This window comes from Bacillus sp. FAU18, assembly GCF_056033885.1.
Map to the genome: position 1 here is coordinate 1,145,470 of NZ_JBVYHZ010000004.1, position 14,436 is coordinate 1,159,905.

Below are 14,436 nucleotides of genomic sequence, written 5' to 3' on the forward strand. Positions count from 1 at the left end.
CTGTTCATATGTGATCCACGCCCATTGCCCGCAGCATTGTCCGAAACTTTGCGGACGTCTCCTGAAGCTCGTCCTCGGGCTTTGAACCGGCCACAACACCAGCTCCAGCATACAGGCGGAGTGAGCGTTCTTCTGCCTCTGCACAACGGATGGTCACGATCCATTCTCCGTCACCGGCATCGTCACACCAGCCGACCATGCCGGTAAAGAAACCGCGGTCAAATGGTTCAATGCTGAGAATCGCTTCTCTTGCAAGATCAGTCGGTGTTCCGCAGACTGCTGGCGTCGGGTGGAGCGCCGCCGCCAATTCAAGTGCAGTTACAGACGGATCGGAAAGCTCTCCCTTAATCACGCTGGACAGGTGCCACATCGTTTCCGTTTTGATCAGTGAAGGCTTCTCCGGAACCTCCAGCGTCCGGCAGAAAGGTCTCAGCGCTGCCGCAACCGCGTCAGCGACAACCGCGTGCTCATGAAGATCCTTTGCGGAAGAAAGCAATTCAGCTGCCCGGCGCTGGTCTTCAACAGGATCATTACTGCGCGGCCTTGAGCCGGCTAATGGATTGGAAACGACCTGTGTTCCCATCCTTGAAACGAGAAGCTCCGGACTTGCTCCGAGCAATGTTCGGCGGGGAGACGTTTCCTCCTGGCTGGACACGTCTGCGGCAAACGTGTAGCCATGCGTGTTATGCTGAGCCAGATGGCGAAGCAATTCATCCGTCTGAATCGGTTCAGGCGATGTCAAATGCAGCGATCTGGATAGGACGATTTTGCTGAGTGTTCCATCGGCAATGCGTGTCAGCCCTTGTTCAACACCATTTTTATAATCCTCAGGTTCAGGAACAGGCTTTATGTGGTATGTATGCCCAGCCTGCTGTTCCTTTTCCTCATGATCAAATTGAAACGGTCCTGACCAGCGCACTTCCTCAGGTACAACGAGCCGCGCTGCTTTTACTTGATCAAAAGGAACGGCCCCGACAACAAGCGGCCGGCTTTGCCCTGATTGTTTTGCCTGACGCAACGTCTCTGCAATTCGGCCAGAAAGGGTTTCTATTTGGTTTTGCCCGTCTGCCTCCGGTACGATTTCACATATGCCTTTCGCTAACAGTACACGATGAGGAGACGCTAAGAAAAAGGCGCCCGGCTGATATTCATGAAGCAAATGCTCCGCTTTTGTTTCTGTTATAACGTTTTGATCCAACATTCTCATGAACCTCCTTTAAATTCAGTTACACGCCTAAGGTCGCGCCGCCATCTACGACTAAATTATGCATCGTAATATGCCCTGCCTGGTCAGAAACCAAAAAGAGCACCGCATCCGCAATATCCGAAGGCTTGGCTAGTTTTTTGAGCGGGATCCCTGTTTTAAATGTCTCAAGTGATCCTTTTATGACTTGCTCCGCTCCATTCTCGTCGGCCCATAATGACCACTGCATGTCTGTTTCCGTTGATCCGGGAGATACAATGTTGCAGCGAATATTGTATTCTGCAAGCTCAAGGCCAAGGCATTTCGTAAACATCACAGCCGCAGCCTTTGAAGACGCATATGCCGCCATAGATGTTCTTGGTACACCGGCAGCATTCGATCCAACTGTTACAATCGAACCTGATCTTCGGTCCATCATATATTTGCTGACTGAACGCGAGGCGTTAAATACGCCAGTCGAATTCACTGAGAACGTCGCCTCCCATTCCTCATCGCTAAGTGAATGGATCAGTCCCGGGCGAAGGACACCCGCTACATTCACTAAAATATCAATCGGCCCCATTTCACGTTCAATGCGCGCCGTGATCTCGTCAATCGCCGCGCTGTCTCTCACATCCGCAGGAAAAGCTTCTGCATGGCGGCCTTCTGCTTTGAGGCTGCTCACAACCTTATCCAGCTTTTCAGGATTATAATCAACTGCCGCAATATGTGCGCCTTGACTGGCAAGCGTCCGCGCAACAGCTTCGCCTATTCCTTGGGCAGCCCCTGTTATAAAAGCAATTTTTCCCTCTATACCCTTTGCATTCATATCATCAATTCCTTTCTTCGCTCTAAATGCCGAACAGACATCCAGCGAAAAAGACTGCTGCGCCTTGAAAAACGCAATCTATTGATAATGATTATCATTATCAATTATAAAAATAATCATATCCAAATGTCATGTGACAGTCAAATATAATTTCAGTGACAAATATTTTTTAAAGGCAAGGCTGAGTATGTCTCAGCCCATTGATAGATGCGGTCCGTCAGGGTGAAGCGCAAAACGCAGCGCCCGGCTGACCAAAACTGGAAGAACTGAAATATGTCCTTCTCCTGAAAACTCGCAAAATTCTGCTCGTATGCCTTGTTCAGATAAAACGGCCAGCCGCTCATAAAGCTCCCTTGCATTATCATTCATCCGGCTTTTATGATGCTGCTCCAATTCTCCTGCAGCAAGCAGGATATTGATAGGCTGATTGTTTTTCTTGGTGAGAGAGACGAAATGGTCCGTTTTCTCGAGAATAAACGGTTTATTCCAATGAATGGACGGACTTCCCGCGATATACGTTTGAAACGCATCGGGCTTTGTTAGCAGCACCTGCAGCACGAAAAGCCCTCCGAGCGAATGGCCAAAGATTGTTTGTCTTTTTTTATCAATCTGGTAATCTCGTTCTATCTCCGGTTTTAAATCCTCTTCAATAAATCTGAAAAAGCCCTCCGCTCCGCCATGCTCCGGCCATTCTCTGCCGTCGGGCCTTTCCGGCAGCTTCGATTGGGCTGTTGGCATTGTAAAATCCCGGTGGCGTGCTGAAGAGAACGGCTCCGCTGTCTCATAGCCAATGCCGACGATTACTGCAGGGATCACCCCGGTTTTTTCGGGTCGGCGTCCCTGTATTCGAACGGCTTCCGTCATCGTTCCGAAGACAGAATTGGCATCCAGCAGATAAATCACAGGATAACCAGCGGGTGGCGGCGGCGTACTAGGTTTCGAGATAAAAATGTGATAGGTACGGTTTTCATTGCGTGAAGACATCATACGCACTTCCGTACCAGGAATCGTAAATGCGTTTGATGTCCCGCCATTTGTCCGGTCTGTTGTTTGCTCTTTCATGCAGTACGACATTCCTCTCCTTAAACTAAACCGCAATGTATGATAATGATTTTCACTATCAACTAGACACCTCAAATAATAGGTTTTCTTCCAAAGAAAGTCAACTTTTTCCCGAATAAAAAAAGCACCTTGATCAAATAAGGTACCTGCAGACTATCAATATGGAAGTAAAAATCCAATAAAGATGCGGATTGTCCTATTTGAAATAGAACCTTAATCCCATGTAAACCTTTGATTTTGCCAAGGATCGCCTCTCATGTGATAGCCATTCCGCTCCCAAAAGCCAGGGTGATTTTCTTTCGTAAATTGGATGCCGCGCAGCCACTTGGCGCTTTTCCAAAAATACAGATGCGGAAATACACCCCGCAGCGGAAAGCCGTGTTCAGGGGTTAAAGGTTCGCCATTATGCGCATAAGCCAGAAGGGAAGTTTCCGCTAAGAAATCATCAAGCGGCAGATTGGTCGTCCAGCCCTCTTCAGCATGTAAAATGACGTAGCCCGCTTCTTCTTTTACACCCGCTTTTTCCGCTATATCACAAGCCCGCACGCCTTGCCACACATTATCAAGCCTTGACCAGCCCGTGACGCAATGAATGTCATTTTTCGATTCATACCGTGGAAAGGCTTTGACATCTTCAAAGCTTAACAGCATCGGATGGTCAACCAAACCGTATACTTGAAGATTCCATTTCGTCATATCTTCGTAATATGGGACATTTCCGGTATGAAGCACAGGAAATGAAGTGGTGACGTTTTGATTTGGCGGCACTCTTCCAGATTGATCGGACTGTTTTGTTTTTCCGAAATACATATGGAGCACTCCTTTTTTGTTAACCTCATTTTAAATTATGTTGACAATCTTTTTGTTCTTTATTACTCTATGATTGTGTATGTCAACCTAAGGGGGAACAACGATGAAACAACGTAAACTTCGTGCGGGAGATATGGCGCTGATTGGCATGTTCGCTGCACTTATGGCTGTCGGGGCCAACATTACGTCAGTAGCACCCTTTTTACAAGTAGCCGGCATTCCGCTTTCGATGCAGCCGTTTTTCTGTCTCTTGGCAGCTTTGCTTCTTGGCAGCAAACGAGCAGCGGTTGCCATGATTGTATATGCACTTGTGGGATTGGCAGGAGCGCCTGTGTTCGCTCAATTTTCAGCAGGCTTCGCACCGTTTGCAGGGAAAAGCGGCGGGTTTATTATCTCATACATCCCGGCAGCATTTGCAGCGGGATGGTTTTTAGAACGAAACATTCAGCCAAGTAAAATTCGATTTCTCATTGCTTCACTTATCGGAACGGCGATCATGTATCTCATCGGCACTACCTATATGTATCTTGCACTGAAGCTGTGGATTCATACGCCAGTGAGCTACGGCACGGCTTGGGGCTTTATGATTTGGTTTATGGTAAAAGATACAGCGCTGGCTGTGATACTGTCGTTTATCGCACCAGCAATCTACCGCTCTATTCATAAAGCAACCGGCTTTAACAGAAATCATATATCGTCCATGTAAAACCGTTCTATTGGACGGTTTTTTTATCATAACGAGAAAAGGCTCCCCAGTAAAGGGGAGCCTTTTTCCTATAAAACAAGCGCTGCAATCCAGCCAAAGATAACAAGCGGAATATTATAAAATATAAATGTCGGCACACAAGTATCCCAAATGTGGTGATGCTGGCCGTCCGCACTCAAACCTGAAGTCGGCCCAAGCGTACTGTCACTGGCAGGTGAACCGGCATCGCCGAGGGCAGCAGCAGCTCCGATAATCGCAATCGTTGCCATCGGGCTGAATCCAAGCTGCATGCATAGAGGCACGAAAATGGTTGTGATAACAGGAATCGTCGCAAAAGAAGATCCGATCCCCATTGTAATTAATAAGCCGACAATGAGCATCAGCAATGCACCTAATGACTGACTGTGTCCGATAAAACCAGCTGACGTTTTGACCAGTGACTCGACATCTCCGGTTTTCGTCAACACGTTTGAAAACCCGGCTGCAACAAGCATGACAAAGCCGATAAAGGCCATTAAAACCATTCCATCAGTAATCAGTGAGTCCGCTTCATCACGCTTCATCACACCGCTGACAAACAGAACAATCAGACCAGCGAGCGCCCCCATAATCATTCCTTCTACTCCCAAAGTCTGAGATAAGTAAAGCTGGACGCCGAGTGACACGACAATGGCTAGAACCGCGATACCAATGCTTTTTCTCGTATATGGCGATGCTTCTGCACCTGAAATGTCTTTTGTTTCATATTGTTTCGGTTTACGGTATACGATCACTGATAAAATAAGGCCGACAACCATACCTGCAACTGGAATAATCAGTGCGTACGGAATATCAGCAAGCGGAACGTTTAACCCCGCATCCGCCATATTGTCCTTCAGCATTCCCTGGAAGATTTGGCCGAAACCGACCGGAAGCAAAATATAAGGAGCCGTTAAGCCAAATGTAATTACACACGCGATCAGACGGCGGTCCATTTCAAGTTCATTAAAGATTTTCAAAAGCGGCGGAATCAGCACCGGGATAAACGCGATGTGAACCGGAACGACGTTTTGCGAAAAACAAGATACAATTAAAATAATCAGCACAATCAGCACCTTAGACAGTGCTTTTTTTCGAGAATCTTCTTTATTTCCGATTAATTTAACGGAGGCTTCCACCATTGCGTCCGGAAGACCCGTTTTCGTCAAAGCGGCGGCAAACGCGCCAAGCATAGCGTAGCTGACTGCAACGGTGGCATTTCCGCCGAGACCGTCTGTGAAAGCTTTAACCGTTTCGCCAAGACCGAGCCCGCCTGTTAACCCGCCGGCCAAGGCGCCTATAATTAATGCGATAACAATATTGACACGCAGCAGGCTTAATACAAGCATAAGCAGGACTGCGATGACGACTGCATTCATGATGATACCCCTCCAAAAATCCTTTAGTTTGCTAATGTAGTAGATAAATAAAGTACGAACGTATCGTATCATAACCGATCCACTTTAGTCAACTAAAGATTCCGGAAGAAAAAAATCCCTGCCGCATCGTACAGCAGGGATTTTTGATTACTCGTTTTTATCTTCTTCCAATGTAAATCGCTCCGCAAGTGTAGCCAGTGTTCTTGCCATAACGCCAGTAGCCCCGGCCGGCCCGAAGCAGGTTGCTTTATTGGCAGTCGCTGTGCCTGCAATATCAAGGTGAACCCAAGGTGTTGACTCAGCGAATTCACCAAGAAACGTTCCTGCCATTATCGCATGTCCCTCGCGTCCCGGTGAATTGTTGAGATCCGCCATTTGGCTGCTTTTCACGCGTTTTTTATCCTTCTCTGTTATCGGCAGCTGCCAGATTGCCTCGCCGCACTCTTGTGCAGCATCAGCTACCTGCTGGTAAAAGCTTTGATCATTTGTCATTGCACCGGTTGTTTCTGTTCCTAAAGCTACAACGACGCCGCCGGTAAGCGTAGCTACATCGACAAGAACTGACGCGCCATGCTGTTTCGCGTATGTAATGCCATCTGCAAGCACTAGCCTTCCTTCAGCATCCGTATTAAGGATTTCTATTGTTTTTCCGCTTAAAGATACGATCACGTCATCCGGCTTCATGGCCCCGCCGGAGATCATATTATCGGTTGATGGAATAACGCACAGCACGTTTTGCTCAGGACGAAGCTCTCCGATCGTTTCCATAGCCCCGAGAACCGCAGCTGCTCCTCCCATATCTGATTTCATGCCGACAATTCCAGATTTCGTTTTAATGGAGTAGCCGCCTGTGTCAAAGGTAATTCCTTTCCCGACTAGTCCGACGACGTCTTCCCATTCCTTTTTGCCCTGATATTTCAACACAATCATTTTCGGCGGTTCGGTGGAGCCTTGGTTTACCGCAAGTATTCCGCCCATACCGAGCTCTTCCATCTCTGATTTCTCCAGTATCTCACACTCAAAATCATATTTCGCCGCAAGCTCCTCAGCATACGAAGCGAGGTCAGTCGCTGTCAGCATGTTTCCCGGCATATTCACAAGCGTTCTAGCCGAATTTGTCCCTTGTCCGTATGCCTGGCCGACGCGAAGCCCCGCCTGCACTTCCTGTGTATCTTCATCTGTTACAACATACACGGCTTCAATTTGTTTGTCAGGCTCATTTGATTTGTGCTTATAATCCTGCACCTCATAGGAAGCAAGCAGGCAGCTCTCTGCTAAAGCATGAGCGGCATCGGCTGGAGGCACGTCTTCCGAAATAAACGTATCAAGCAGAACAGCAGTTTCTTGTTTTCGATCTTTATGAATGGCTTGAAAAACATGAGCAAAACGTTCCTTCGCCTGTTCAAACGAATAATTTGCTTCTCTCCCCAGACCAACGAAATAAATCCGTTTCATACCCGCAGAAGATGGAGGGAATACTTTTGATACTTGATTCGGTTTCGCAGAGACATCACCCTCTTTTAAAAGCTGTGTCAGATGGCCTTCGAGCATTTCATCAATTTCCAACGCTTTTCCTGTCAGCTGGCTTTTTTGAAAAAGCCCGACCACAAGGGTTTCTGTATGCTCTGATTGTTGAACCGCATAAAACATGAGGCTTACACTCCTAACGTAATGGGTATTTGTAATGAACAATGGTATAATAGGAAAAACATTCTTTCCACTATACTTATTTTAACAAACAACAGTCTAAGACTTGCTTTTTTCTTTTGAAACACGAAGGATTTTTCAAATAGAAAGGATGTCGCCGATGGAACTTTTAACGAATTTTCCTTTATTATCAAGCCTGGCCGCAATTATTTTTGCTCAGGTCATCAAAGTGCCCATACAGTTTATCGTGTCCAGAAAACTGGACTGGTCGCTGGTCACAAGCACAGGCGGCATGCCGAGCTCTCACTCCGCAGCGGTCACTGCGCTTTCTACAGGCGTAGCCTTGGAGCATGGATTAGACTCCTCACTCTTTGCGGTTTCCGCCATTTTCGCCGTCATCACCATGTTTGACGCAACTGGCGTCAGACGTCACGCCGGTGAGCAGGCAACAGTCATTAATAAGCTTGTCATTGATTTTAACCGTTTCGTAAATGAAGCGAAGGACTTCCCTAAGGCTGCAGAGAAAGAAAAGCAAAAAAAGCTGAAAGAGCTTCTCGGACATCAGCCGATCGAAGTCTTTTTCGGAGGCCTCACAGGTATTTTACTGACATTGGTACTCGCTTACTTTTTCATGTAAAAAAACGCTCCTGCTTTCGCTGGAGCGTTTTATTCTTTCACAGTTTTATATTGATTTCTGAACACTTGCAAAGATTTTGTTTCATTGAGCTTCTCAAGCTCATCCTCGGTAATCTTTCCCGTTCCCTTTTTAATCACATATACATCAAGGGTTTTTTTGCCCCATTCATTGTATACATCTTTGACTGTCTCATAGTACAGATCAAGGCGGTTTCCCTTAATAGCTGATCCTGTGTCGGCCACAACTCCGAGACCGTAGTTCGGAATGAATAAAATTGTTCCGATCGGGAAAACGGACGGGTCAGCAGCAACCGTGGAATATAAATCCCGTTTCACTTTCACACCTGAATATGTAAGCCCGTATAATGGATCACCGGGATTTTTGCCCGTCGACTCAGCTCCTGCTGTGTAGCCTGTTGCTGTTACTCTTTGGACTGGATATTCATCCCAATCAAATGCCTCTTCTAACGGTTTTGTTTTATCCTCAGCCGCGGACGTGGTTTGTGTTTGTTTCTGCTGCAATGCTTTTAATGTCAGTCCTGCATGCTTCAAGTGCTTTTCCTGATGTTCCTGCACCCATTTTGACAAGTCCTTCGCTTCAATTCCTGACACTGATAAAAATGTCGTGCCAAATGCAAGCAGAAATAAACAGGTCATCAGCAAACGTCTGATCATATTCAACATCATTCACCTCTCCTCCGAATCATTGTTCCCAAGTGGAGAGAGCATTATTCAAAATGATGAATGAGTTGAACACATAAAAAAAGCTTTCTTTAGAAGAAAGCGGCATTTAAAACATTTGATATCCTCTTTTTCTGAGCATGTTGATCGCTATACCGGACACGATGGCGCCGGCCAAACCACTGACTAAAATCAGCACATCGGCAGCCGCTAATGATAAGACACGATGAAACAGGCTGGCAAAGGATTCTCCCGGCGACTGGACATAGCTGATCAGCTTTTCTTTGCTGATAATGAAAAGGCATACAATCGGATAAATCACAGCCATAATCCAAGACATTCTCAGCAGCATGTTTAATAAGAAACCGATTCCAAAAAACAAGACAAAAAACAAAACAATTGAGATGATTACGACTGGCAGACTAATCAACCTATTCCACCCCCCTGCGTTGTTTTTAGTGTAACGCGGGGGCTGAAATAAAGTCAACGGCTGGAAAAAGAATGACTGTCTTTTCCTGTCCCCTGGCAAGACGGACAAGTCTCTGAACCGCCGAGAATCAATTGAAAATATCCTTTCCCTGAACAAAATGGGCATGCATGTGAAGCGGTTGTCGTTGCAGTTTTCATCTAATCATCACCCTTTTTCTTAATTTTCTGATAATATACCATATCAAGCTGTCAATAATAAAGTCAGATCATGTGACAAATCTTTTGATGTAAGCGGAAACATACTTATTTTCCTCTCATTCTCTTTTTATTTTGGCGTTTTTTAATAAAGAAAACCCGCTTCCGCGGGTTTTTAGAAAAACTTGAACTTGCCTTTTTTCAGTGTCAGTCCGAGTCCGCCAATCATAAACAGCGAGCGGTTATCAATGACTTTTTTCATAAACGAAGCCGGCGTGCCTTTCAGCTTTCTGCCATAAACAACCCCAACCGCGTTATGCTCGCCAAGAGAAGCCACTGTTCCCTTAATGTCCGGCTTGAATTCCTCAAGCTCTCCGCCTTTAATTAGCCTGCCAAGGTTTTTAGCAACCGTTATGCCCTGCTGCATTGCAATTTGCGCAGTCGGCGGATACGGACGCTCTGTATCTTCATTCATAAACAGCGAGCTGTCGCCGAGAATAAAGACATTGTCATGTCCTGGGGCGCGAAGATCAGGGTTGACTTTCACCCGGCCGCGCATATTTTCAAAACCGGCTTCCTCTACAATCGGATGGCCGCGGACACCTGCTGCCCATACAACGGTTTGCGATTTGATCTGCTCTGGTTCCTCATCTTTTTTGCCGACTCTGACTCCTTCCGGGGTACATTCTTGTACAGCTGTGCCGATCTTGAACTCAACTCCGTTTTCCTCAAGGAAATGTACGGCGTAATCAACAAGTTCCGGATCAAAGCCCGGCAAAACGGTCGGCGCTGCTTCCACACAAATGATGCGGACAAGACTTCTGTCAACGTCATACTCCTTACAGAGCTCCGGCACGCGAGCCGCCAGCTCGCCAAGAAATTCAATTCCCGTAAATCCGGCACCGCCAACAACGATCGTTAACCTGTCCGGCCGTTTTTCCGCTTCCGTATTGTAAGTCGCAAACTGCAGCTCAATATGTTCCCGCAGCAGGCGCGACGTGTTGATGTTGGCGATCGGAAACGCATATTCTTTCAAGCCTTTAATGCCGAATGTTTCAGGCACGGCGCCGAGCCCGATGACTAAATAATCGTACTGCAGTTCTCCATTCGCAAGCACAACTTTTTTCTCATCAATTTTGATTGCCTTTACGGTATCCTGTACAAAATTCACCCGTGACTGGTTGATTACATCTTTTATCTGATAACGGCAGCGGTCATGATGGAGCGTACCCGCGCTCGCTTCATGCATCCATGTCGTTTCATAATGATAATTGTGTTTATTTACAAGCGTAATTTCAGCATCATTCGGACCGACATATTTCGTCAGCCTTGTCACCGTCATCAATCCGCCATATCCTGCACCTAAAATCACGATTTTGGGCTTATTCAATGCCATCACATCCACCTTCTCTTTTTTTGCTTTTGTTAGACCCATAATAAAATCATCATTTGTGTTAGCTTCAGCTAATTGGCGGGATTTTATGAAATATATTGAAAAGTTTTTTGTGAAGTCCTTACCCATAGCACTATTATCATGTTTATCCGGCTGGCCCAAGAAACATTCAGAAAAAGATCATTTCATTTGGTTATTATCGTAGCGGCCTGCGGAAATATTTTCAAGAACGGATGGGCACGTTAGATCCTTACGATTTTTTCTGCTGACTCGTCAATTTGAACGGCAATATGGTATAATTAATAACAATTTTCATTTAGGAGGCAATTTTCGTATGCGAGAGGATACAAAGGTTTATGATATTACAATTATAGGCGGGGGACCGGTCGGCTTATTCACCGCTTTTTACGGCGGAATGAGACAGGCAAGCGTCAAAATTATCGAAAGCCTGCCTCAGCTCGGCGGACAGCTTAGCGCCCTATACCCTGAGAAGTATATATATGATGTAGCGGGATTCCCGAAAATCCGCGCGCAAGAGCTTATCAATAACCTAAAAGAGCAAATGGCGAAATTCGACCAAACCATTTGTCTGGAGCAAGCGGTTGAATCTGTTGAGAAACAAGCGGATGGCGTGTTTAAGCTTGTAACAAATGAAGAAACCCACTACTCTAAAACGGTCATCATCACTGCAGGAAACGGCGCATTCAAACCGAGAAAGCTGGAACTTGAAAATGCCGAGCAGTATGAAGGCAAAAACCTCCATTACTTCGTTGATGATCTGCAAAAATTCGCCGGCAGACGCGTTGCGATCCTAGGCGGTGGAGATTCCGCGGTTGACTGGGCGCTTATGCTTGAGCCAATCGCAAAAGAAGTATCGATCATTCACCGCCGCGACAAGTTCCGTGCGCACGAGCACAGTGTGGAAAACCTTCATGCGTCGAAGGTTAATGTCCTGACACCATTCGTCCCTGCGGAGCTGATCGGCGAAGACAAAATCGAACAGCTAGTGCTTGAAGAAGTGAAAGGCGACCGCAAAGAAATTTTAGAAATTGATGACTTAATCGTCAACTACGGTTTCGTTTCATCTCTTGGACCGATCAAAAACTGGGGCCTGGATATCGAGAAAAATTCCATTGTCGTGAAATCAACAATGGAAACAAATATCGAAGGCTTCTTTGCAGCAGGTGACATTTGTACATACGAAGGAAAAGTCAACCTGATTGCCAGCGGCTTCGGTGAGGCACCGACAGCAGTGAACAACGCCAAGGCTTACATGGACCCGAAAGCCCGCGTACAGCCTCTTCACTCAACAAGTCTTTTTGAAAATAAATAATAAAAAAGGAGCTTGTGTCTGCGACACAGCTCCTTTTTTATTTGAAGATATTGATATAATTCAATGCAGTTCCTACAACCAGCGCAATCACAAGGGCTGCGACTACCCAGATCATTGCCATAATAATACGGTCCTGAATCTTTTGGGACTTCGGTGTTTTTTCTTCGTTTTGGGCCATCTTATTCGCTCCTTTCCCATGTCCATGCCATAAAGAAAGCCTGGTGCTGAACGACCAAGCTTTGCTGAACGTATATCATTCGCGTTTTGATCCGCTCTCTAAGACCATTCGTTAAAACTATGATACCTAAACTCACCCTGCATGACAAGCTTCGGCACTTGCACCATACCTGCCAGGAAATCATAATGTTTGACATCCTAAATAAAACAGAGTACATTATAGAAGGCGAACATTTCATATAATATCATTTTAAATATTCGTTTTTAGGAGTGAAAAACATGGAAAACGTATTTGATTACGAAGATATTCAGCTAATTCCTGCAAAATGCATTGTAAATAGCCGTTCAGAATGTGATACATCCGTACGTTTAGGCGGACGTACATTTAAATTACCCGTCGTCCCTGCCAATATGCAGACGATTATAGATGAAAAACTAGCGATTTCATTAGCCGAAAATGGCTACTTTTATGTGATGCACAGATTTGAGCCTGAGACACGAATTAATTTTATTAAAGATATGAACGCACGCGGCTTATTCTCTTCTATCAGCGTGGGCGTCAAAGAGGAGGAGTATGAATTTGTCCGCCAGCTGGCAGAAGAAAATCTGACTCCTGAATACGTGACAATTGACATTGCTCACGGGCACTCAAATGCTGTCATTGAAATGATCCAGCACCTAAAAAAACATTTGCCGGACAGCTTTGTTATTGCTGGCAATGTCGGAACGCCGGAAGCGGTCAGAGAACTTGAAAATGCGGGAGCGGATGCCACTAAAGTCGGCATCGGACCGGGAAAAGTATGTATTACGAAAATCAAAACCGGCTTCGGCACAGGCGGCTGGCAATTAGCGGCGCTGCGCTGGTGTGCCAAAGCAGCCAGCAAACCGATTATCGCGGATGGCGGCATCCGCACCCATGGCGACATCGCAAAATCAATCCGATTCGGCGCAACGATGGTCATGATCGGTTCACTATTTGCCGGACACGAAGAATCGCCAGGCCAAACGATCGAAAAAGACGGAAAGCTTTACAAAGAGTACTTCGGCTCAGCCTCTGAATTCCAAAAAGGCGAAAAGAAAAATGTCGAAGGCAAAAAAATGCACGTGGCGCATAAAGGCTCAATCAAGGATACACTGATTGAAATGGAGCAGGATCTTCAATCTTCTATTTCTTATGCAGGCGGAACAAAGCTTGACGCCATCCGCAATGTGGATTATGTGATTGTGAAGAATTCCATTTTTAATGGGGATAAATATTAATCATAAAAAAACGCCAAGTCAGCGGTTCTCCGCTTGAGTTGGCGTTTTCTGCTACTTCTTCAGCAAAGTAAGCTTATATTTGCTTTTTGAATTTATTTTCCATCAGTTCTGCCATTTGTTTTGCATTTGGATTTTCTTCATTTTGCAACTGTTCAATGATGTTCATATAATCCGTTTCATTTCGGTTCTGGCTTAATTTATATGCCGCTTGAATGTCTTCCACCTTAATCTTAAATCCAACGATACCTTTCAATTCACGTTCTAAGAGTTTTGGAGAAAGCTTATCCCATAAAACAGGATTGTCACGATGTTTTTCGTATTTCTCCAGCATGATTGTTAATTCTTCTGCTAATTCATCTTTCTCTAACATACTTGCTTTTCCATACATGTGGACAGCCTGATAATTCCACGTCGGAACATTTTCGCGCGAATACCAGGAAGAAGAAATATAAGCGTGCGGTCCCTGAAACATCACAAGCACATCTTCACAGGCTTCAAACGTTCTCCACTGAGGATTTCCATAAGCGAAATGCCCCGTAATATAGTAATGATCATCTTTTTTATTGAATCCTAACGGCAAATGTGTGGCAATTGGTTTTCCTTGTTCTGTTGTGACAATCGTACCAAAGGAGTTTTCTTGTACAAAATTCCAAATGTCTTCAGCATTTGTGACTTTAAAATATTTTGGAATATACATC

At 45.6% G+C, this 14,436-nt stretch carries 16 protein-coding genes; 4 read left to right on the plus strand and 12 right to left on the minus strand.

The window, feature by feature from the left end; genetic code table 11:
* Positions 1-4: 4 nt before the first annotated feature.
* The 4 genes from dhbC to AC0OMU_RS17090 all read right to left on the minus strand — a co-directional run bounded on the left by dhbC (position 5) and on the right by AC0OMU_RS17090 (position 3,884).
* On the minus strand, positions 5-1,201 hold the full coding sequence (gene dhbC, locus AC0OMU_RS17075) for an isochorismate synthase DhbC (RefSeq protein WP_474241359.1): 1,197 nt from the start codon (positions 1,199-1,201) through the stop codon (positions 5-7).
* A gap of 25 nt (positions 1,202-1,226) precedes the next feature.
* Positions 1,227-2,012, minus strand: a complete 786-nt coding sequence (locus tag AC0OMU_RS17080) for a 2,3-dihydro-2,3-dihydroxybenzoate dehydrogenase (RefSeq protein ID WP_322839892.1) — start codon at positions 2,010-2,012, stop codon at positions 1,227-1,229.
* Between the two features lie 192 nt (positions 2,013-2,204).
* The gene (gene besA, locus AC0OMU_RS17085) at positions 2,205-3,074 is read right to left on the minus strand and encodes a ferri-bacillibactin esterase BesA (RefSeq protein ID WP_015714637.1); all 870 of its coding nucleotides are present in this window, start codon (positions 3,072-3,074) and stop codon (positions 2,205-2,207) included.
* Between the two features lie 213 nt (positions 3,075-3,287).
* Complete coding sequence (locus tag AC0OMU_RS17090) at positions 3,288-3,884, minus strand: sulfite oxidase-like oxidoreductase (RefSeq protein ID WP_021480518.1); 597 nt, start codon at positions 3,882-3,884, stop codon at positions 3,288-3,290.
* 103 nt (positions 3,885-3,987) lie between these two features.
* Between AC0OMU_RS17090 and AC0OMU_RS17095 the strand changes: the two genes are divergently transcribed.
* Positions 3,988-4,590 (plus strand): biotin transporter BioY, encoded by a 603-nt coding sequence (locus AC0OMU_RS17095; RefSeq protein ID WP_181220092.1) that lies wholly within the window; start codon positions 3,988-3,990, stop codon positions 4,588-4,590.
* 68 nt (positions 4,591-4,658) lie between these two features.
* Here AC0OMU_RS17095 and AC0OMU_RS17100 read toward each other — a convergent pair whose 3' ends face one another.
* Both AC0OMU_RS17100 and AC0OMU_RS17105 read right to left on the minus strand, forming a co-directional pair.
* On the minus strand, positions 4,659-5,987 hold the full coding sequence (locus AC0OMU_RS17100) for a Na+/H+ antiporter family protein (protein ID WP_003228736.1): 1,329 nt from the start codon (positions 5,985-5,987) through the stop codon (positions 4,659-4,661).
* 147 nt (positions 5,988-6,134) lie between these two features.
* Positions 6,135-7,637: a leucyl aminopeptidase gene (locus AC0OMU_RS17105; RefSeq protein WP_015251314.1), complete on the minus strand. Its 1,503-nt coding sequence runs from the start codon at positions 7,635-7,637 to the stop codon at positions 6,135-6,137.
* Positions 7,638-7,794: 157 nt separating this feature from the next.
* Here AC0OMU_RS17105 and AC0OMU_RS17110 point away from each other — a divergent pair, with 157 nt between their 5' ends.
* Entirely contained in the window at positions 7,795-8,271 is a 477-nt protein-coding gene (locus AC0OMU_RS17110) for a divergent PAP2 family protein (RefSeq protein WP_003244337.1), read from the plus strand.
* Between the two features lie 29 nt (positions 8,272-8,300).
* On the opposite strand, the gene spsC is transcribed toward AC0OMU_RS17110, so the two are convergent.
* The 4 genes from spsC to AC0OMU_RS17130 all read right to left on the minus strand — a co-directional run bounded on the left by spsC (position 8,301) and on the right by AC0OMU_RS17130 (position 10,971).
* A complete protein-coding gene (gene spsC / locus AC0OMU_RS17115) occupies positions 8,301-8,957 on the minus strand; it encodes a stationary phase survival protein SpsC (RefSeq protein WP_080286255.1) in 657 nt (218 codons plus the stop codon).
* A 103-nt stretch (positions 8,958-9,060) separates the two neighbouring features.
* Positions 9,061-9,381: a YuiB family protein gene (locus AC0OMU_RS17120; protein ID WP_003243877.1), complete on the minus strand. Its 321-nt coding sequence runs from the start codon at positions 9,379-9,381 to the stop codon at positions 9,061-9,063.
* Between the two features lie 53 nt (positions 9,382-9,434).
* Positions 9,435-9,578 (minus strand): YuiA family protein, encoded by a 144-nt coding sequence (locus AC0OMU_RS17125; RefSeq protein WP_003243733.1) that lies wholly within the window; start codon positions 9,576-9,578, stop codon positions 9,435-9,437.
* Positions 9,579-9,750: 172 nt separating this feature from the next.
* Entirely contained in the window at positions 9,751-10,971 is a 1,221-nt protein-coding gene (locus AC0OMU_RS17130) for an NAD(P)/FAD-dependent oxidoreductase (protein WP_063334904.1), read from the minus strand.
* Between the two features lie 331 nt (positions 10,972-11,302).
* Between AC0OMU_RS17130 and yumC the strand changes: the two genes are divergently transcribed.
* Entirely contained in the window at positions 11,303-12,301 is a 999-nt protein-coding gene (yumC, locus tag AC0OMU_RS17135; protein ID WP_003220618.1) for a ferredoxin--NADP reductase 2, read from the plus strand.
* 37 nt (positions 12,302-12,338) lie between these two features.
* On the opposite strand, the gene AC0OMU_RS17140 is transcribed toward yumC, so the two are convergent.
* On the minus strand, positions 12,339-12,479 hold the full coding sequence (locus AC0OMU_RS17140) for a hypothetical protein (RefSeq protein WP_003228723.1): 141 nt from the start codon (positions 12,477-12,479) through the stop codon (positions 12,339-12,341).
* A gap of 278 nt (positions 12,480-12,757) precedes the next feature.
* On the opposite strand from AC0OMU_RS17140, the gene guaC reads away from it, so the two are divergent.
* Positions 12,758-13,738 (plus strand): GMP reductase, encoded by a 981-nt coding sequence (guaC, locus tag AC0OMU_RS17145; protein ID WP_015483645.1) that lies wholly within the window; start codon positions 12,758-12,760, stop codon positions 13,736-13,738.
* Positions 13,739-13,811: 73 nt separating this feature from the next.
* On the opposite strand, the gene paiB is transcribed toward guaC, so the two are convergent.
* On the minus strand, positions 13,812-14,435 hold the full coding sequence (paiB, locus tag AC0OMU_RS17150) for a protease synthase/sporulation negative transcriptional regulator PaiB (protein WP_133954423.1): 624 nt from the start codon (positions 14,433-14,435) through the stop codon (positions 13,812-13,814).
* Position 14,436 lies beyond the last annotated feature (1 nt).

What these genes read in the sequence shown, in the direction of transcription:
- besA (WP_015714637.1), bottom strand. Translation starts at nt 3,074, where the DNA reads ATGAAAGAGCAAACAACAGACCGGACAAATGGCGGGACATCAAACGCA.
- AC0OMU_RS17100 (WP_003228736.1), bottom strand. Translation starts at nt 5,987, where the DNA reads ATGAATGCAGTCGTCATCGCAGTCCTGCTTATGCTTGTATTAAGCCTG.
- AC0OMU_RS17095 (WP_181220092.1), top strand. Translation starts at nt 3,988, where the DNA reads ATGAAACAACGTAAACTTCGTGCGGGAGATATGGCGCTGATTGGCATG.
- spsC (WP_080286255.1), bottom strand. Translation starts at nt 8,957, where the DNA reads ATGATGTTGAATATGATCAGACGTTTGCTGATGACCTGTTTATTTCTG.
- AC0OMU_RS17105 (WP_015251314.1), bottom strand. Translation starts at nt 7,637, where the DNA reads ATGTTTTATGCGGTTCAACAATCAGAGCATACAGAAACCCTTGTGGTC.
- yumC (WP_003220618.1), top strand. Translation starts at nt 11,303, where the DNA reads ATGCGAGAGGATACAAAGGTTTATGATATTACAATTATAGGCGGGGGA.
- guaC (WP_015483645.1), top strand. Translation starts at nt 12,758, where the DNA reads ATGGAAAACGTATTTGATTACGAAGATATTCAGCTAATTCCTGCAAAA.
- paiB (WP_133954423.1), bottom strand. Translation starts at nt 14,435, where the DNA reads ATGTATATTCCAAAATATTTTAAAGTCACAAATGCTGAAGACATTTGG.
- AC0OMU_RS17125 (WP_003243733.1), bottom strand. Translation starts at nt 9,578, where the DNA reads ATGAAAACTGCAACGACAACCGCTTCACATGCATGCCCATTTTGTTCA.
- AC0OMU_RS17140 (WP_003228723.1), bottom strand. Translation starts at nt 12,479, where the DNA reads ATGGCCCAAAACGAAGAAAAAACACCGAAGTCCCAAAAGATTCAGGAC.
- dhbC (WP_474241359.1), bottom strand. Translation starts at nt 1,201, where the DNA reads ATGTTGGATCAAAACGTTATAACAGAAACAAAAGCGGAGCATTTGCTT.
- AC0OMU_RS17110 (WP_003244337.1), top strand. Translation starts at nt 7,795, where the DNA reads ATGGAACTTTTAACGAATTTTCCTTTATTATCAAGCCTGGCCGCAATT.
- AC0OMU_RS17130 (WP_063334904.1), bottom strand. Translation starts at nt 10,971, where the DNA reads ATGGCATTGAATAAGCCCAAAATCGTGATTTTAGGTGCAGGATATGGC.
- AC0OMU_RS17080 (WP_322839892.1), bottom strand. Translation starts at nt 2,012, where the DNA reads ATGAATGCAAAGGGTATAGAGGGAAAAATTGCTTTTATAACAGGGGCT.
- AC0OMU_RS17090 (WP_021480518.1), bottom strand. Translation starts at nt 3,884, where the DNA reads ATGTATTTCGGAAAAACAAAACAGTCCGATCAATCTGGAAGAGTGCCG.